Source organism: Paenibacillus monticola (assembly GCF_009664975.1).
Lineage (GTDB): Bacteria > Bacillota > Bacilli > Paenibacillales > Paenibacillaceae > Paenibacillus_AQ > Paenibacillus_AQ monticola.
The window spans coordinates 141,722-161,301 of the sequence record NZ_WJXB01000013.1 but is presented as its reverse complement, the minus strand read 5'-3'; the positions used below and the strand labels follow the sequence as shown (position 1 = coordinate 161,301).

Here is a 19,580-nt window from a genome sequence, read left to right as displayed (position 1 = left end):
TATGGGGAAACCATGAGATAGGAGACTTACATAATGGATTTTTTAAAAATTGAAAATTTATGCAAGGTTTACGGCAAGGGCGAAAACCAGGTTATCGCCCTTGACCATGTTTCGCTTACAATCGAAAAGGGGGAGTTTACTGCAATCATCGGCTCCTCAGGCTCCGGCAAATCCACATTGCTTCACATCATCGGCGGCGTGGACGTGCCGACAAGCGGAAAGGTGTATTTGGACGGGCAGGATGTATATGCCAAAAGCAATGAAAAACTCGCCATCTTCCGCAGACGGCAGGTCGGATTGATTTACCAGTTTCACAACCTCATTCCCACCCTGAATGTGCTGGAAAACATCACCTTGCCTATCCTGATGGATAAGCGCAAGGTCAACGAGGAACGGCTGAATGACCTGCTCGAAATGCTTGGGTTGCAAGACCGCAAAACGCATTTACCCAATCAGCTTTCAGGCGGTCAGCAACAGCGCGTTTCCATAGGACGTGCTTTGATGAACGCCCCGGCGGTCATGCTTGCCGATGAACCCACGGGCAGTTTGGACAGCCGAAATGGACATGAAATCATCAAATTGCTGAAAGAAAGCAATAAAAAATATGGGCAGACCCTGCTCCTCGTCACCCATGACGAAAATATCGCCTTGCAAGCAGACCGCATTATCGGCATATCAGACGGCAAAGTAACGCGGGATGAGAGAATGGTGCGGCTATGAATATTTTTAACAAAGTTACCCTGCAAAGCATGAAAAAAAGCCGTACCCGAACGATTGTCACGATTATCGGAGTTGTTCTGTCCGCCGCCATGATTACGGCAGTCGCTACCTTTGGCACTTCCCTGTTGAATTTTCTGGTAAACGGATCTGTTGTGAAATACGGTGGTTGGCATGTTGAGTTTTTGGATGTTAATTCCACTTTCGTGCAGGAGCGAGCCCACGACAATGGAGTTGCCAATACTGTAGGGTTTGAAAATATCGGCTATGCAACGCTTGACGGCGGGAAAAGCCCCGAAAAGCCCTATCTTTTTATCGCCGGATTCAGCGAGGAAGCTTTTAATACCTTACCCATAACCCTGGTTTCAGGCAGATTGCCAAAGAACAGTGGGGAGATTCTTGTCCCGGGGCACGTCGCGGCAAAGGGCGGCGTTAGATTCAGGGTGGGCGACACGCTTTCACTTGCTGTTGGAAGCCGCATGAATGGCAACAAGAATCTCGGTCAACATACCCCTTACATATCCGGGAAAGAAACTCTTGTGCCAAAAGCCACGAGAACCTACACGGTTGTCGGTATCTGTGAAAGACCCGGTTTCGAGGAACATTCCGCACCGGGATACACCTTGATAACGAAAGCAGATCCTCAAGATAAAGCGGACAGCTTCAGCATATTTGTCACGCTTAAAAACCCGCGCGGAGTCCAGGCTTATGCAAGCAGCACAGCGGGAACCGAAGCTTATGTCCTTAACGATAATGTGTTGCGCTTCATGGGCGTTTCGGACAATAAACTGTTCAACACGCTTTTGTACACGGTTGGCGGCATTATGGTTGCCATCATAATGGTAGGCTCGATTTTTCTGATTTATAACTCGTTTAACATCTCGCTGAACGAACGTACACGCCAGTTCGGGATTCTTTCGTCGGTGGGCGCTACGCCTAGGCAACTGCGAAATTCGGTGCTGTTTGAGGGACTTTGCATTGGCGCAATCGGCATACCGATTGGCGTTATGGTCGGCATAGGCAGTATCAGGCTTGTAATTCCTATTGTTGCCGGGAATTTCAAGAACATTATCCCAAGTACCGTGCCTTTAACCTTGTCGGTGTGTGTCCCTGCAATTGTCGCAGCGGCGGCGGTCAGTTTGGTTACCATTTTGATTTCAGCCTATATCCCGGCCAGGAAAGCCGCAAACACTCCCGTGATGGAGAGTATTCGCCAGACCAACGAGGTCAAAACCGAATCGAAAGCCGTGAAAACGTCAAAACTCGCGCAGCGTATTTACGGTTTGGAGGGAACTCTTGCGCTAAAGAATTTTAAGAGAAACAAAAAGCGCTATCGCAGCATTGTGCTATCCCTTGTTTTAAGCGTGGTGCTATTTGTATCGGGAAGTGCTTTTGGAACGACTCTGAAACGGCTTGCAGAACGGTCGATAATGGACTTTGACTATGACATCGTGTTTACCACTCAGGACATGGACGACAGCGAAATGTTCCCACTTTACGACAAACTAAAAACCGCAGACGGGGTTTACAAAAGCTCGTATCAAGCGATTTTCGCGTATTCAGGCACGGTTAAGACAAGCGATTTTTCAGACCGTTACCGGGAATACGCGGGTTCACATTCGCCGGACCAAACGGTTCATCTGCCAATGGACATCCAGTTTATTGAGGACAGCGAATATCTGCGGTTTATCAAAAAATTGGGCTTATCCGCAGAGGAATATACTGGGAAGGACGCGAAAATGATTGCCGTTGCCAAAAAGCGGGTTAACAATAAAGACGGGTCGGAAGCGTTTGATATGTTTGCCAGTCGTTCCATGACTTTCAGTGTCGCTCCCGAAACAAATGACAAGCCGAAGAGGGAACAGGGGCAAAGCATAAACATTACGTTTGTTGATACGTACCCGGTGGATCCTCTTAAACCCCTGAATCAATCTTCCGAGAAGAAATCATACGTGTTTATGGTGGTGGCCCCCTATTCGCTCAAAGAGAAGTTTCAAACCCCTGATACCCATGCGAGTATAGGAGTGAGCTTTCTGTCAAAAAATCCTTCGCAATCGGTGGCTAAAATGGAAACGATGATTCAGGACGCAGGAATTACGTCTGCGTATACCCTACAAAATGTGTACACGGTGGTTGAACAATACCGCAGTCTAACATTTGTTATTGATGTTTTCACCTATGTTTTTGTCATCATGATTTCGCTGATTGCGGTTGCTAATGTGTTCAACACCATTTCCACGAACATCATGTTGCGCAGGCGGGAGATTGCCATGCTCCGCTCGGTGGGGATGTCTGAACGCGATTTCCAAAAGATGATGAATTTCGAGTGTGTCTTTTATGGCATGAGGACGTTGCTATTCGGGCTTCCCATAGCGGGAATCTCTTCCTGGCTGATTTACAAAGGGTTTGTGGCAGCAGAAAGGACGGACAACTTCGATTTTGTATTCCCGTGGGGCAGTATGGCAATCAGCGTGTTCAGCGTGCTCTTTATCGTGTTCATTACAATGCTGTATGCCATTAGTAAGATAAAAAGAGAAAATATCATTGACGCGCTTCGGGATGACATGACTTGATTCAAAATCGTCCCGAAAGGCGCTTTAGACCTTGTGGCAAGCCAAAGGGTGGCCATACGGCGGGCGTCCTAGATTTGAGAAGAAAATGTGTTCACATTGCTTACTCTAGTCATGTGGATTCGGTGGCGTTGTTGGTGAGGAGTATTGTAGCCAACAAATAAACTCCTGATATTACAAATAAAGTCGTGATAAAACCATCAAATTGCTAAATGGAGCACAGTGTAAACCCAGATACATACGATTCCGCAGAGCCGACCGATTTTCAGGATGTCCTCCTACATTTCGCTCGGTTTTTTTTATCTTTCTTTTACTCAGCCCACCCCCGCCTCATCACCCAAATCCTTTCTTCTCATGACCTCTGGAATCCCTTCCCACACCTGTATTATCCATACTTTCATTGACTGAATTCATTCAATGGATTATACTCATATCTATAATCAAGTAGATAAAGCAAACGCAAAGGAGTATTGACATGGAAAAAAGGACTGTAATTATAACAGGAGGTAACTCTGGATTAGGGTATCAATGTGCAAAGAATATTGCGAAGAGCGATCCAGGCTATCATATTATATTGGCTTGCAGGAATGCTAAAAAAGCTGATATGGCTGCTGAAACATTAAAGGTCGAAACAAACAATCTTAATATTTCAACGATGGATTTAGATTTAGCATCGTTATCATCGATACGAATGTTTTATCAAGCTTTTTCTCGGGCGGATCTGCCACCATTATATGCAGTGGTTTGCAATGCTGGAATTGGTGCTGGTGGTGTACCGGGGCAGGTATATACAAAAGACGGGATCGAAATGATATTTGGTGTAAATCATTTGGGACATTTTTTATTGACAAATCTGTTATTGAACCGCATGGGAAAAAATGGGCGTATTGTTTTCGTCAGTAGCGATATGCACGAGCCACCAGCTTTTCTTCGGATTAAAGTAAGGTATGAAAATGCGAGAGCGATTAGTGCTGCAAAACCAGGAATACTTCAATATGGCACATCAAAATTGTGTAATCTTTATTGCTCATATGAAATGGCAAGATTAATTGAGACAAAAACAGATAGGAAGATCACGGTAAATGCATTTAATCCAGGTGCTATGTCGGATACAAATTTTGTGCGTGTAGAGGGAAGCGCCCTATTACAAGGTATTCTGAGAGTATTCTCCCGTATTATGAATCATATTGTTGGGAAACCAAGTACTTCCATAAAATCTGGTGCAGCTTTAGCATCGCTTGTAACAGAAGCATCGTTTGATACAATGTCAGGAAAATATGTGGATAGAGGGGAAATTACTAAATCATCCACTCTATCCTATAGCAAAGATAATGCCAGAGAGCTTTGGAAAACCAGCATGGAATTGTCTCAATTGCGTATAAGTGAGACAATATTCGAGAATGAAAACTAATAATTAAATTTAGGAGTGATAAATATGGCTAGAATAACAAAATCAGTAGAAGAACGGCGTCAGGAAATCATCGACACAGCTAAAAAGCTGTTTATGGCAAACGGTTTCGAAAAAACGCAGATAGCGGATATCTCCAGAGAAATAGGAGTAGCACAAGGACTGGTTTATCATTATTTCAAATCCAAGACAGAGCTTTTGTACGCTATAATAGATGTAATATCAGAAGAAAATGTAGAAACCATTAGTCAGGTTATAACTAACAATCACGGCTCTGCGTTAGATTGCGTGAGCTTAATCTTTACGAATCTTATGAATAATGAAAATAAAGAAAAATACGGTATTTTATTTTCAAGCATAAAAGCTGATCATGGGTTAATGGAATATTTTAATAAGATGATGTCGATGAGAACGGAACCATTATTACTCTCGCTGATTGAAGTAGGGAATGAAGACGGTTCTTGGAAGTGTGAATATCCGAGAGATACAGCGAGATTTATGCTGCAGGGTATCAACGGAGTTGTTGAATTATACTCACAAAGTCAGGATGTACATCAAAAGCAACAAGTGCTTAACAAAATTGTTTTAAGGACGTTGGGTGAACATCTATAAGGAAAATAAGTACTATTCAATTTACTTCAGCTGTTTAACTGCTAAAACAGTATATATAGCATCATTAATTTTAGTCTTCTTCACAATATCAAAGCCAATTAATGACAATGATTTTTCGAGTTCCGCTGAGCCAACACGAATGGACATGGGAGGTCCTTCTAAGATCAAGTCGTCCTTTTCATACTCCAGACATAATAAGTGCCCTCCTAATTTTAGTGCCTCAAATATATTTGAGAGTGCTTTTGTTAGTGAACTCACTTCGTGGAGTATTAAGGATGCCATAACAAAATCGATACTGTTAACTTGAATGTTTGAATTTTCAATATCATCTTGAATCAGTTCAATATTGGTAAGTCCCTTTTCCTTAGCCTTAACTTCTATAACGCTGAGCATACGTCTATCAGGGTCCATAGCGTACACTTTACTAGATGTATTTTCGGCCATAGGAATTGCAAAAAAACCTGAGCCAGCCCCGACATCGAGTAAAGTATGATTGTTTTGAATTGGCATTTGGCTAATAAGTGCTTCGGGTGGGATGAGACGCTCCCTTTGTCTACTATCTAAAAAGGCAATTTTGTTTGAAAAATTTTGATCCAGTTGATTGTGATGATGTTTGTGATTCATAATAAAACCTCCTATAAGATATAATGAAGACTGTAATTATCTATAATTATGGCAAAAAAATGAGCAGTTGCAACTGCTTAGGTTTCCTACTCATTTTTCACACGATGTCATAAATATGTTTTTCTTTAAGGGAGTTCACCATTTTCTCTTCGGCGTCTCTCATAACCTGTTCTATGTGACAAGCGCGATTCTCGTCCATCTCACAAGTGAAAAGGGCTCCGCTGCCTTCAATGGCTTGAATGACGTCATAAAAACTGATTTCAGTCTTAGGTTTCCTAAGACTATAACCTCCATTTACTCCAGGTGTAGACTGAATAAGGTCAGCTTTGACTAATTGAGTTAGTATCTTGGACAGGTAGGTAGGTGATATATTCATGTGACTAGCTAAAGGCTGAAGACTTAAATTGTCTTTGCCTTCATGCTTAACGAAATGGGCCATTATATGCAAAGCATAATTTGTTGCTTTCGTATACTTCATAGTACTCCCTTCATAAAGATAATACAGACTGTATTTGTCTGTAATCATACATGATGAGTTTTGCTTGTGTCAATAACAATATTTATAAAGGTGAAATGAAGAATCCAAATAGAAAAAGTATCATCAGATGCCATTCGAGAATATTTGGTTGATGCTAAAAGTATACATGCTGACTATATTGTTATGGCTCAGCAGGTTCTACTCCATATTGATGAAGCTGAGGTAGTCTTATCCAGATCATATGAGTTTCTGAATTAAGAATGAAAGGATTATAACGCATACTGCGAAGGAGTTCCAGAAGCTTTAAGTACAACTGTTCCTTTTGGCACATCTGTTCCACCGTAAATAGTCACTGTGTAAGTACCTGAAGGAACAAGTGGATTACTATCATTATTAGTAATAAGAGAAATAGATAATGCACTCGCACCAATAATCTTCATAAATTTGGTTGTCATTCTTCTTAACTTCCTCTCAAATAAGAACCTAATAGCTCATTGTCCAAAGGACTGGATTGTAAGGATGTGCTAATGCCATTCAAATAGAATAGCATTTTTTAGATACTTTTCTTATTCGTTTTTTTCCTTTTATTCCATTAATAAGAATATTATAACATGCGATGCTGCGCGATTAAAAAAACACATCGTGAACCTTTTTTATTTGAGAATCCTGTGTTTGTAGCAAGACATTATTCAGATTATAATAAAGTCGGTGGAGTTGCCCCTCAATCTACCCGTAGTTGCAATTTGAAGGTGATCCTTATTAAAGTGAGGAGATGGATAAAATGGGAACAGATAATAAAGTAACAATAACGGTAGAAACCACAGTTCATGCACCCGTTGAAAAAGTGTGGGAATATTGGACAGAACCGCAGCACATAACGAAATGGTCTTTTGCTTCTGATGACTGGCATGCACCAAATGCCGAAAATGATTTAAGGGTTGGCGGGAGATTTCTCACAAGAATGGAAGCAAAGGATGGAAGTTTTGGATTTGATTTTGGTGGAGTTTATGATGAAGTGAGAATAAATGAATATATTTCTTACACTATTGAAGATGGAAGAAAAGTTACGATCACTTTTATTAGTCATGAAAAGGATATTAAGGTAATTGAGACTTTTGAAGCAGAAACCACCAATCCCATTGAGATGCAACAAGCAGGCTTTCAGGCAATTCTGGACAATTTCCAAAAATATTATGAAATCACGAAGAAAGAATAGGATAAAATGAATCGACTGACTCAATTGGTATTTATTATATAGAACTTAGGTGGATACATGTCCTGGAGCAAATTGAAGCAACAGCTAGAGAGTTTTCTCTGTCCTGCGTTATTCGGAAGGGTCCAATACCGTGCAACCAGCTACCGTTATTTACCGGACAAGGCAGGACAGTGTTATATTACGACAGATAAAAAGAACGTATTCAATATGAGTGATACAACTACCTCAGTCAAATGGTATCAAACGGAGCTGGAAATTAAGAATGATCCAGATATCCAAATCCCGATCAGCCATGATGAAATCGAAGAGGTTAGAAAAGATACCAAGGGAGTAGTTCCGGAGGATCGTCTACAAATCATTGCAAGAAGCAGAAAAAGTTCAGCCTATGCAAAAGAGCTTTTGAGTGCACAGTCCTCATTAAGTAAATCCGATTTTATCGTTGTAGCGAATAAGTTTTTATCCATTTCTATAGAGGAAAGCGTAGAGAGCAATGATATCTTATTAAATGTTCTAGCTTTGGTGGACAGAAGAGTTGGAAAAAAGCGAATGTTAAACATGACCGAGAAGATGAAGTTTAAGCATCCGATTGTGCAGTATTTTTATGAGCTACGGCTTAGTACGTTATAAACGAGGTTTTAGAGGATAAGGTAGAATGGAGTAGGCATAATGGGAAATACGGATAAGTTTGAAATGATAGCTAATAGCTATGACACCTCTGAAAGAATCCACATCGCCAAGGTATCCTCAGAGGCCATTCGAGAATATTTGGTGGATGCTAAAAGTAAGTCTGCTATTGATTTTGGGTGTGGAACTGGACTGGTCGGCATGGATCTGTTGAGTGAATTTAACTCTATGCTTTTTCTGGATACCTCTCCAAATATGATTAGCCAAATACAGCAAAAAATCTCTGATCTTCATATTCAGAATGTAGAGACCTTATGCTTTGATTTTGAACAAGAGCGTCAATTGGATATACATGCTGACTATATTTTTATGGCTCAGGTTCTACTCCATATTGATGATGTTGAGGTACTCTTAGCCAGATTGTATGATGTGCTGAATGAAGGCGGACATTTACTGATTGTTGATTTTGATAAGAATGAAAAGATAGTTTCAGATATGGTTCATAACGGATTTGATCAAAAAAAACTAGCAGACATGATGATGGAAATAGGGTACGCGGATATTCAATCTAAAACGATTTATAGTGGAAGTAAAATATTCATGGGACAAGACGCCTCTATGTTTATTCTTGATGCTCAAAAGTAATTGCTGGGGTAGGTCTCTGAGCAGACTTGACTGGTGACAGAGGATGAAAGAATCTTAATTCCTGCTGGTATCATGCGTAGAACAGAGGAAAACGTCAATATAAATAATAAAGTAAAGATGGCATTCGGCAGTAAGAATGTAATAGGTTATAACGATTATAAAGGAACAGCTTTTGTGGTGGAAGGAAAGGCAAGGTTTTTTGACTCTGGTGCTGAATTCGATATGATGAAAGGCAAATTTTCATTTGTGACCAGAGTATTTAGAAATAACAGTTACAACGGCTAAACAAATGCTTTAGGAGACAAGATGGTTGTTTATTCTGGCAGAGCGTATGGATAAAGATATTAATTGAGATTCCACAAGAAAGGATCAGGACTCTATAATTCTATTTCGGACGTCAATGATGAGATTAACAAGAGAGTCCTTTTGACATCACATAAATCTACCTAACCCGACCTCACCCGCAACTTCACGCGGTTGAATCGGGTTTTCTTGCATTATATGTAAGACTAAATCCGTAATGTGAAAATACTGGGTATTTTAATACAGTCTGTTATATTATAATAGGTTCAAAAACAGGACTTTTGTCGCAAAAGGAAGAAGGAAGGACTTTTTATGGAAACCAGCGAGGATCAGCGTAGCACCGCTAAACAGAAGCTTATTCAAGTGTTTTCCTATCTGCAGGCTATGCATCAACTGAAACAGCCGGTAATTAAGCGAATTTCTGGTCATTTATGGTCGCAATCCTTTTCGGATGTACCCGTCCATTCCCATATAATCTGTGATTTCGTGGCCGGAATAAGCCCTTCTGAACGTATAGAGGAGCTGATTCCCGATGTTCTACTAACAGTTAAGAGACCTGATCCAACCCCCTGCCCGAAACCACCTGAGCTACTGAAGCGCTGGCTGAAGCCGGATTGGGAGAAAATTCAGACACAGCCGGATAGAGTTGAGAGTCTGGAAAGCTACCGGGAGCAAGAGGATTCAGAGGAGTATGAAGCGTATCAAGAACGTTTCGATCAGGACGAAGAAAGAGTGCGGATCTGGGAGGAATGGATTCAGGAACGCGAGGCATGGAAACAGAACGAATGGCCTGTACGCAGAACGATTAAGCTATTCGAGGATCTGTATATGCTCTATTCATGGATTGATCGTGAACGGGATGCTGTGGAACTAATGATTGGCGATGGGATATTGCATTGGGAGTTGCAGCAGGAGACCATTCACCATCCAGTGCTATTACAGAAAGTACAGCTGCTGTTTAATCCGGATGTACCGGAGTTTATGCTGATTGCTTCTGAAGACGAGCCTGAGTTTCATAGTCCCTTATTCAGGGATACGCTTGAAGTTAGTGCACAATCTCTTAAGAAATGCGCCGATGATTTACTAGAGGTTCCTTGTTCGCCCTTGGGATATGAGGATACGGATAATTATCTGAAAAAGGTATCCAGCTACTTGTCTGCTAAAGCGCTGTTTATGCCTTATGGTAGCGATGCAGCAGCACTAACTCAGGAGAATAAGGCTGTGTATATTCGGAGAGAGCCTGTGATTTTTTTGCGCAAACGTGCCGTTGGTTTCGATCATGCGATTGAAGAAATCATTAAGGATCTGAATGAAAGAGAGGATTTTCCACAGGCGATAGCCAGAATTACTGGGATTGATACAGGAGCGGCGCCCCAGGGTGAAAATGCTTTTTCATATTCCAATTTAAATGTTAATGGAGAGAACGAAGAGATTCTGTTTACTAAAGAGGCCAATTCGGAACAATTGGATATTGCCCTGAAGCTGGGGCGGTTTGGTTCAGTTCTGGTACAGGGGCCGCCGGGCACAGGGAAGACGCATACGATTGCCAATCTGCTGGGTCATTTTTTGGCAGAAGGGAAAAGTGTGCTGGTCACCAGCCATACCTCTAGAGCACTGGCCGTTCTACGTGATAAAGTAGCTGAACCGCTTCAAAATCTTTGTGTCAGCGTTTTGGATGATGTCAGCGGACAGAAACAACTGGAGAACTCTATTGATATCATTACATCGACTTTAAGCTCGATATCTTTGGAACAGAGTGAGCAGGAAATAGCCGTTCTCTCAGCCAAACGCCAAGCTATTCTGGAGCAGATCAAAGAGATTAACAACAACCTTCGAATCTCCAGAGAAAGCGACTATCGGCTGATTGTACTCTGGGGCTCTGAATTTGATCCTTCCAGAGCAGCAAAGATGATCTCCGCAGGACAGAAAAAGATGGACTTTATCCCTGGGAAGATTGTCGCAGGACATGCTTTTCCACTTACTCCTTCTGAACTGGATAGCCTATATTTAAGCTCTGGAGAGATTACTCCGGCAGATGAGAATGAATTCAAATTCGTATCCATTACAGCAGAAATGCTCATCACTCCTGAAGAATTTAATGGACTTGTCCAAGAACATCAGGAGCTGCTAAGGGTGGATAAGAATAAACATATCCCTTATTGGACAACTAACCTAGATGTACAACCGGATAAACTATTCACGGCCTTAATTCAATTGCGTCAAACGATGGCCATAAGCAACCCAGAGGATTGGAAGCTTGAACTGATCTTTATCAAGGAGCATGAAAAGAACGATTGGCTTGAATTACTGGAAGAAGTAGAGGCGTGGCTTGCGCTATACCGCACAGCGAGAACAGCCAGATACAAATATGGATTTGAACATTTGACCGAGAGCGATTTGCAGCCGTTGTCTCCTGTCCTGAATGAAATAAAGCGGTATCTGGAGAATGGAGGTAAACTGAATTCGCTACAGCTGCTGCTTAAGCGGCAGTGGAAGAAGGTATGTGAACTTATTGCGCCGCCTGGCACGGATATCGCTGAACTGGATATCGCTTATCTTGATGCCCTGCTGGCAGTCATTGATTACCAAACTCAGCGTTCTAAGTCCATGACTCGCTGGAAACGACAGGTAACCGATCGAGGCGGTTATGATCTTGCCGAATTCGGGTCACAGCCTGAAGAGTATATGGAGAATATTCAGAAGGAAATCCGTGGGCTGTTGGACTGGAGACACTCAAGCTTCAATCCTTCGCTTGAGGTCCTGGAGAATGAAGGATTTCTGTGGAGTGAGCTGGTTAACTCTAAGCCACTCCCATTAGGCAAGCATGCCGAGTGGTTTCATCTGCAGGAATTGGTAGAGCAAGAGCTTCCTGACATTATACATTCATATGTTCATGCAGAGAGATGGAGGGTAGTTAACAGCCGTATCCAGGAAGTAGAGCAGACCGCTCAGTCTCTGGCAGAACCCCGCTCATTGATATTAAGTCGCTTGCAGGAGAGCATTGTGCAGCTAGATCAGCAGTTGTATGGAGAATCCTACCGTGCCTTGCAGCAATTATGGGAGAAAAGTACGCTAATCATTCAGAGACAAGAATGGCTAGAGCAGTTGCAGGAAGGCGCCCCCGACTGGGCACAGGCGGTTAGGAACAGGAGTGGAATACATGGAGAACTCCATGCTCCAAGTGAAGCCCAAGCGATCTGGCTGCTTAAACAATTGGATATGGAATTAGATCAACGGGCGGCAATTTCTACCCAGCAGCTCCAAGAAGAACTGGTGGAAATCCGTAAACAATTTAAATCGGTCACTCTGCAGCTGGTCGAGAAAAAGGCTTGGCTCGCGCTGGCAGGGAAAACTACGCTTAAGCAGCAGAATGCTCTCCACGGCTGGAAGCTGTTAATGAAAAAAGCAGGTAAGCGGACCGGGAAATCTGCACCTCATCTTCTTGCTGAGGCCCGTAAGCTTATGCCGATCTGCCAGACTGCTGTTCCTGTCTGGATTATGCCCACTTACAGAGTGGTGGACAGCTTTAATCCTTCAGAGAACCATTTTGATGTAGTTATAGTGGATGAAGCTAGCCAAGCGGATATTATGGCACTGACGGCGCTCTATTTGGGTACCCAAATTGTTGTTGTGGGTGACGATGAACAGGTGAGTCCGGAAGCCATCGGCCAGCGGCTGGAAGAGACGAGAAGGCTGATGGATACCCATTTGGAAGGTATCCCTAACGCTGCCCTGTATGATGGGAGCACTTCGATTTATGATCTCGCCAAAACCTCCTTCGCAGGTATGACGCAACTCAGGGAACATTTTCGCTGTGTAGAACCGATTATACAGTTCAGCAACAGCTTGTCTTATAATGGTTCCATTCTTCCACTAAGAGATGCAAGTGGGGTGCCCACCAAGCCTTACACGGTTGAATACCGTGTAGAGAGCGGAAGCAGGAATAACAAACGGAATGAGGCGGAAGCGCAGGCTGTTGCTTCGCTCATACTTTCTGCCATTGAGCAGGAAGAATATAAGGATGCCACCTTTGGGGTGATTACCCTGCTTGGGGAAGAGCAGGCTATTCTGATTGACCAGTATCTACAAAAGCATATACCGGCCACGGAATACAAGCGGCGAAAGATACGCTGCGGCAACTCTGCCCAGTTTCAGGGCGATGAGCGCGATATTATTTTTCTATCCATGGTCGACGCATCAGAAGAATCTGTACCTCTGCGTCTAATTTCAGATCCTGGAAATCGAACTAAAAAGCGCTATAACGTAGCCGTTAGCCGAGCCCGTGATCAATTATGGCTGGTTCATTCGCTCGATAGCTCCACTCAGCTTAAAGAAGGAGATCTGCGGAAACGATTAATCGAATATGTCCGGAATCCGTATGCCGCGGATGAAGCTCTGAAGCAGCATGAGCCTGCGTTGGAATCCGAGTTCGAGCGGCAGGTTATGCGTCGTGTGTTGCAGGAAGGCTATAGAGTACTGCCTCAATGGAAGGTAGGCGCCTATCGGATTGATATGGTTATTGAGGGAGGCGGTAAACGCCTGGCTGTGGAATGCGATGGGGACAAATGGCATCCGGTGGAGAAGCTTAGAGAGGACCTGGACAGGCAATCCATACTGGAGCGACTCGGTTGGACCTTCGTACGGATCAGAGGCGGGGAATTCTTCCGACATCCCGATAGAGCACTACTGCCGTTGTTCCGAAAGTTGGAGGAACTGAACATTCCTCGCGAGCTGCACCAGCAGGAGAAGGATATGATGGCAGGAGAGTCCGAGCCAGCTGTGCTTAAAGATGCAATAGTCAATAGGGCGGCGAGGATTAGACTGGAATGGCAGGAGCTCGATAAGGAGCCGGCTGCGGCTGCTTCAACTCCAGAGGACTCCGCAGAAGAAGATACTGAAGAATTCTTCTTTAGAGAAATCAGTCTGGAGCCTAATTTGACCTACTATTGGACAGAAGAAATGCGGAATACAGAAGAAGAAAGACAAGCGATATTTGAACAGGAGCTTCTCGTGCTGGATACGGCAGCAGGGATGGAAGTGCATTACTGGAGCGATTCACAGACTACTGGAGGGCCAGAGATTTCAGTAGATTCAGGCTTCGAGTTGACAGTATATTTGGAAGCTCAGGGCCTCAAATTCCTAGATTTAAGAGACCAAGACGGTATGGTTTGGGTGATTGAAGACTTAAAGCTTGTCAGGCATCTGTCATTTTTGCGACAAAGAGGCGTAACGTTTACCTATTTGAAAGAGGGGACTTATGATACTCATTGGAGAGCTGCTTGGTATAGCAGATATCGGGAGATATCTATATTATGAATGCTAAATTCTACTAGACGACCTCACGGTCGTCTTTTTTTGATTGCACAAGGACTTCAGAACCTTTTCGATTTCCAAACCTGTTTCATGGCATTTAGCAATCAAGGTTGAAGTTGTTTTCCATCACTTTTATAGTTAGATATGAATGAATTACTAGGGAGAATGATATAATGATAATATCGAGAAAAATCGTTTGACGATACCTGGTACATGATCATCTGAAATGATTAGGAGAAATACTAATGGCAAACGAAACATTGTTGGAACTTCTACAGGAAGAGATGCAGATGGGGCTCAAGGGAGGTCTGTATCATCAGACCCAAATTAAGCTGGCCTTTAACTCTAACCGTATCGAAGGCAGTCGTTTATCTGAAGATCAGACGCGATATATTTTTGAAACCAATACTATTAACATGGAGCCGGAGGAAGCGGCAAGTGTTGACGATATTATTGAAACGGTAAATCATTTCTCCTGTTTTGACTATATGTTGACCCATGCAAAGGAAAACTTGTCCGAAGAGATGATTAAGGAATTCCACCGAATTTTAAAAAGGAATACCTCGGATGAAAGAAAAGAATGGTTCCGGGTTGGTGATTACAAAACCAGACCCAATGTGGTAGGAGATATGAAAACAACTGCCCCGGGAAAAGTGGCAAGTACTATGGAAAAGCTGTTGGTTGCTTATCATCAAAAGTCCAATATCTCGATAGAGGATATCATAGACTTCCATCATGAGTTTGAGAGCATTCATCCTTTTCAGGATGGCAACGGGCGTGTTGGCAGGATCATCCTGTTCAAGGAATGTCTGAAAAATGACATCTTCCCTTTTATCATTGACCATGAGCACAAGTTATTTTATTACCGTGGACTTAAGGAATACCGTTCGGGAAAAGGGTGTTTGCTGGATACCTGCCTGTCGGCACAAGACCGATACGAAGCGCAGGTTGAATATTTCTTTCCGGACTTGAAGTAGTATGAACCGGAGTCTCATGCGTGAATTCATCACCATTATGCACTCTATTGATAAGCGCGAAGTCTGAGTACGTGCATGGAGGATTTTAATAAGACGTTGTTGACTCAAAAAGGTTGGAATTAACGTCTTGTCAACAATTTGGGGTCGACTCTACATCAGAGGTCGACCTTTTTGCTTTTTGGAGTTGGATCGCTATCAGATTTACAATAGAGCATATTCTCAAATAACTAAAAATTGATTTAGTGCGCAAATAGGCCTTGAGGATCTTCTTCTGGAGGAAGATGACCGCAAGGCAGTGGATAACCACTTAGTTAGGTTGCCCATTCTTTCCATTGAAAATATTTTTCCTCATATTTGGGTGTCCCATCTTCGTGTTTAGTAAATGAAATGAATTTGATAGTCTTCTTGCTTCCTTTTGCATATAGAGATACTCTAGAAAGTGCCTGCGCACTCTCACTAGCATACCCCATTCCTTCGTATTTGGCATTGATATTCCATCCAATATTATAAGTGTCCGGATCTTAGGAGTCATCTTGGCTTCTTTTTTTTGAACCTCTGCAGCAGCTTCTTTCAATGTCGAAATTTTATGGTCAAGGAAGCGTCTGTTGCGGAAAAATTGCTTAACGTCAGAATAACTCGAAGGAGGAAGGACATTGTATAAGGTGCTGATTGTGGATGACGAAATTTTTGTGCGAAAAGGCTTGATCACGATCATGAATGAAAGTTCGCTGCAATTTGAAATTTGCGGCGAAGCTGAGAACGGAGAGCAAGCGCTTACTCTTATTGAACAACTAACCCCTGAGCTGGTTATTGTGGATATACGTATGCCCGTGCTTGACGGTCTGGAACTGATTCGGAAGGTGAAAACGGAACACGAGCACCAGCCGTTGTTCATTATCTTAAGCGGTTACCCTGATTTCTCGTATGCCCAGCAAGCCTTAAGCTACAATGTTTCAGAGTATATCCTCAAGCCGGTCGATGAACAGGAGCTTGCAGCTGCCTTGAAAAAGATTGCCCATACGCTGAATCAAAAGCAGCTCTTATCGATCACGAGAGAAAAGCCGCTTGTCGAAACCGTCATCGAAAGCTTGCTGCAGACGGAGCCCGATGATCAGGTCATGGAGCGGATTGCCTATGCGCTGGAGATTCCGCTCTCCTCTTCCTATACGTATGTCATCGCAGAAATGCAGGACATGCTCCCCCAAGGGGAAATTGACTATATGCCAGCACTGAAGGCCTCACTGCAGCGTTATTTTCATCACGAGCTACAGACCTTGCTCATTCATGTACGCACGAACAATCAATATGGGATTATCGTACCTGAATTGTGGATGGATGAGCGGAGTAGAACTGTGCGGGGAAACTACATAAACATGCTGGACACGCTGGAGAGAGAGCTTGAAACGACCATCGCTTTGTTTATAGGCCATAAGGCAAGTCCTCTCAAACAGATTGTCTTATCCGGCGCCAGTGCCGAGAAATGCCTGAATTACCGTTTTGCCGCCGGCTTCAAAGGTATCTACATCGCAGACGAGCTGCTGGGGCTGCCTTTATATTATTTTGATATTGACGAAGGACTGCACAGCAAGCTTATTTATGAGGTGGAAGCCAATAACCAACAAGGCTACAGCTCGGTTGTTGATGCCATGTTCACCATGTTTCAGGAGCGCCATTTCGCTCCCGGGGCTGTTACGAATACGATGCGAAGAAGCATGATTGCTATCATCAATATTATCCGGCAGCTCGAAGGGGACGAGAACAACCTGCATTGGATGGCTGAGCTGCTCAACTGGCAGTTGAAATACCGCAATCTGAACCAACTGAAGCAGGTTTTCCAGCATTTTATCGGCGAGGCCGCTGAATATATCTCGAAAAAGCGCGGCGGCAAGAGTGAAGGCAATATTGAAAAGATTAAAAAATACATCGATGGGCATTACAGAGAAAATCTCTATCTAAAAGGGATTGCCGCCGATTTCGACATGAATCCGGTCTATCTCGGTCAGCTGTTCCGCAAAACCTACGGTGCATATTTCAATGAATACTTGCTAACGCTGCGTATCGAGGAGGCCAAGCGTCTGCTGCGGCAAACGAAGAAGCGCATGTATGAAATCGCGGAGCTGGTCGGCTTCCAAAACGCTGATTATTTTGCCACCCAGTTTGAAAAGCTGGAGAATATGACGCCAACCGATTATCGAAATATGATGATCGACAATAAATAAGGAGGCTCTCTTCTGTGTTCAACTTTCGTCTGCATCATATGAAGCTTAGAAGCAAGCTGATTGTAATCTACATTGTATGCGTATTCATCCCGATTATCCTGACCAATGTGATGTTCTACCAGGTAACCACCGCCAATATCAAGAATCAGAAGACCTCGGACGCAGAACGGGCAATGACCCTGTTGCAAGCCGAATTGAGGACGGTTATTGAGGATGCGGCAGGCATCTCCTACCTCTTTTCCATTGACAGGCAGCTAAACCAGCATCTGAACACTACCTATGTGTCTACCGACAGTTATGTGGAGTCGCTGAATGCCATATCGAATCTGTTCAACCGTACCGACAAGGAGAATAAAGTGATTAGTTCCTCAGTCATTATGACCGACAATCCGACCGTTCTGGCCTCGGGCCATATCATAAGACTTGAAGATGAAATGAGGAACGAAGATTGGTATAACCAAATCAGTAAGTATAGTAATATACATCCCCATCTCTTCGTAACTTCCGAGAGCATCAGCGTGATTCAAAGACTCACCGATCGCCGGTTTGAGACGTATGAGCATGTGCTTAAAATTGATTTGAATATGAACTATATCAGACAAATTCTGGATTTATCCAGCTTCGGCGGCGACTTCTACATTCTGGACCCCACCGGTCAAGCGCGCTTCGGCCGTCTCTCCGGTGGTCAACCTAGCGGGCTAATCACAGCAGGACGGACCCTAACCCCGGATGAAATCCCCAAGCCCAAAAAGGCCATCGTGATCGCCAAGACCTTTGAGAACAATCGTTATTTGGGCGGGTGGTCCATTTACGGGGTCTTGGATGAAGAGATCCTTCTGTCTGATGTCAAACAATCGGGACAATTTATCCTTTGGTTTGCAGGGGTTAATTTCCTTGTGCCTACAATCGTAATCCTTATCATATCCCGCTCGATCCATACACGCATTAAGAGCATCCTGAAGCACATGAAGTCGGTAAAAGGCAAAAACTTTGAGTTGATTCCCTACCATCGGGAGCGGGATGAGGTCGGTGAGCTTGCGGTGGAATTCAACCGGATGAGCAAACGGATCGAGAACCTGATCAATGATGTTTATGTAGTGGAAATACAGAAGAAAGAACTGGAGCTGCGGCAGCGGCAAGCTCAGCTTCATGCGCTTCACAGCCAGATTAATCCTCACTTTTTGTTCAATGCGCTGGAGACGATCCGAATGCGGAGTCTGATGAAGGGTGAGACCCAAACGGCCCGGACGATTCAGAGTATGGCGAAGATCTTCCGCAAATCGATCCTGTGGAAAAGCAGCTTCGTAACCATCCGCGAGGAGCTTGAGTTAATCGAGAGCTTTCTGGAGATTCAGAAATACCGCTTTGACAGCAAGCTCGACTACCATATTGAGGTGGATCAGGCCCTGTTGGACATTGAAATACCGAAGATGGCCTTTCTTCCGTTTGTGGAGAACGCAAGTATTCACGGGATTGAAAATATTGTCGGCATTGGATATATCAACATTCAGATTGCACAGGAGAACGGTCAAATCATCTTTGTCATTGCGGATAATGGCGTGGGGATGGAACAAGAGAAGATCCGGGAGCTTCAGGACTACTTTGAGGACGCGTCTGCCATGGGCGATTCGATCGGCATGAAAAATGTGATTACACGGCTGAGAATATACTTTGGGGAATCTTTCACCTTCACCATAATGAGCGAGCCTGGAGCGGGAACACGCATCCTGCTGCGACTGCCGCTGCCGCTGGACAATAAATAAAGCTTGTTTCTAAATTATTCAAAGACCGATCTAAGGTTTGCCCTGTAACAATGTTAAGCGCTTTCTTTTATACTGAAATTGTTCTCAACACAAAGAAAAGAAAGGGGATAT

At 43.5% G+C, this 19,580-nt stretch carries 15 protein-coding genes; 12 read left to right on the top strand and 3 right to left on the bottom strand.

The window, feature by feature from the left end; all coding sequences use genetic code 11:
* Nucleotides 1-33: 33 nt before the first annotated feature.
* The 4 genes from GJB61_RS25550 to GJB61_RS25535 all read left to right on the top strand — a co-directional run bounded on the left by GJB61_RS25550 (nucleotide 34) and on the right by GJB61_RS25535 (nucleotide 5,307).
* Nucleotides 34-720, top strand: a complete 687-nt coding sequence (locus GJB61_RS25550) for an ABC transporter ATP-binding protein (protein WP_154121852.1) — start codon at nucleotides 34-36, stop codon at nucleotides 718-720.
* Complete coding sequence (locus GJB61_RS25545) at nucleotides 717-3,290, top strand: ABC transporter permease (protein ID WP_154121851.1); 2,574 nt, start codon at nucleotides 717-719, stop codon at nucleotides 3,288-3,290. Before GJB61_RS25550 ends, GJB61_RS25545 begins: the two co-directional genes overlap by 4 nt.
* A 472-nt stretch (nucleotides 3,291-3,762) precedes the next feature.
* A complete protein-coding gene (locus GJB61_RS25540; protein ID WP_154121850.1) occupies nucleotides 3,763-4,698 on the top strand; it encodes an SDR family NAD(P)-dependent oxidoreductase in 936 nt (311 codons plus the stop codon).
* Between the two features lie 24 nt (nucleotides 4,699-4,722).
* On the top strand, nucleotides 4,723-5,307 hold the full coding sequence (locus tag GJB61_RS25535) for a TetR/AcrR family transcriptional regulator (RefSeq protein WP_154121849.1): 585 nt from the start codon (nucleotides 4,723-4,725) through the stop codon (nucleotides 5,305-5,307).
* A 21-nt stretch (nucleotides 5,308-5,328) separates the two neighbouring features.
* Here the strand turns inward: GJB61_RS25535 and GJB61_RS25530 are convergent, their stop codons facing one another.
* The 3 genes from GJB61_RS25530 to GJB61_RS25520 all read right to left on the bottom strand — a co-directional run bounded on the left by GJB61_RS25530 (nucleotide 5,329) and on the right by GJB61_RS25520 (nucleotide 6,864).
* On the bottom strand, nucleotides 5,329-5,931 hold the full coding sequence (locus GJB61_RS25530; RefSeq protein ID WP_154121848.1) for a class I SAM-dependent methyltransferase: 603 nt from the start codon (nucleotides 5,929-5,931) through the stop codon (nucleotides 5,329-5,331).
* Between the two features lie 97 nt (nucleotides 5,932-6,028).
* A complete protein-coding gene (locus GJB61_RS25525) occupies nucleotides 6,029-6,409 on the bottom strand; it encodes an RrF2 family transcriptional regulator (RefSeq protein ID WP_154121847.1) in 381 nt (126 codons plus the stop codon).
* Nucleotides 6,410-6,678: 269 nt separating this feature from the next.
* On the bottom strand, nucleotides 6,679-6,864 hold the full coding sequence (locus GJB61_RS25520) for a hypothetical protein (protein WP_154121846.1): 186 nt from the start codon (nucleotides 6,862-6,864) through the stop codon (nucleotides 6,679-6,681).
* A 326-nt stretch (nucleotides 6,865-7,190) separates the two neighbouring features.
* Between GJB61_RS25520 and GJB61_RS25515 the strand changes: the two genes are divergently transcribed.
* The 8 genes from GJB61_RS25515 (at nucleotide 7,191) to GJB61_RS25480 (ending at nucleotide 19,469) form a co-directional block, all read left to right on the top strand.
* The gene (locus GJB61_RS25515; RefSeq protein ID WP_154121845.1) at nucleotides 7,191-7,625 is read left to right on the top strand and encodes an SRPBCC family protein; all 435 of its coding nucleotides are present in this window, start codon (nucleotides 7,191-7,193) and stop codon (nucleotides 7,623-7,625) included.
* Between the two features lie 57 nt (nucleotides 7,626-7,682).
* Nucleotides 7,683-8,252 (top strand): SF0329 family protein, encoded by a 570-nt coding sequence (locus GJB61_RS25510; RefSeq protein WP_154121844.1) that lies wholly within the window; start codon nucleotides 7,683-7,685, stop codon nucleotides 8,250-8,252.
* 39 nt (nucleotides 8,253-8,291) lie between these two features.
* A complete protein-coding gene (locus tag GJB61_RS25505; protein ID WP_154121843.1) occupies nucleotides 8,292-8,894 on the top strand; it encodes a class I SAM-dependent methyltransferase in 603 nt (200 codons plus the stop codon).
* Nucleotides 8,895-8,927: 33 nt separating this feature from the next.
* Entirely contained in the window at nucleotides 8,928-9,179 is a 252-nt protein-coding gene (locus tag GJB61_RS25500; protein WP_154121842.1) for a hypothetical protein, read from the top strand.
* Nucleotides 9,180-9,509: 330 nt separating this feature from the next.
* Entirely contained in the window at nucleotides 9,510-14,513 is a 5,004-nt protein-coding gene (locus tag GJB61_RS25495; protein WP_154121841.1) for an AAA domain-containing protein, read from the top strand.
* 242 nt (nucleotides 14,514-14,755) lie between these two features.
* Nucleotides 14,756-15,487: a Fic family protein gene (locus tag GJB61_RS25490; protein WP_229522447.1), complete on the top strand. Its 732-nt coding sequence runs from the start codon at nucleotides 14,756-14,758 to the stop codon at nucleotides 15,485-15,487.
* Nucleotides 15,488-16,149: 662 nt separating this feature from the next.
* A complete protein-coding gene (locus tag GJB61_RS25485; RefSeq protein WP_338116125.1) occupies nucleotides 16,150-17,706 on the top strand; it encodes a response regulator transcription factor in 1,557 nt (518 codons plus the stop codon).
* A gap of 14 nt (nucleotides 17,707-17,720) precedes the next feature.
* Complete coding sequence (locus tag GJB61_RS25480) at nucleotides 17,721-19,469, top strand: sensor histidine kinase (RefSeq protein ID WP_338116120.1); 1,749 nt, start codon at nucleotides 17,721-17,723, stop codon at nucleotides 19,467-19,469.
* Nucleotides 19,470-19,580 lie beyond the last annotated feature (111 nt).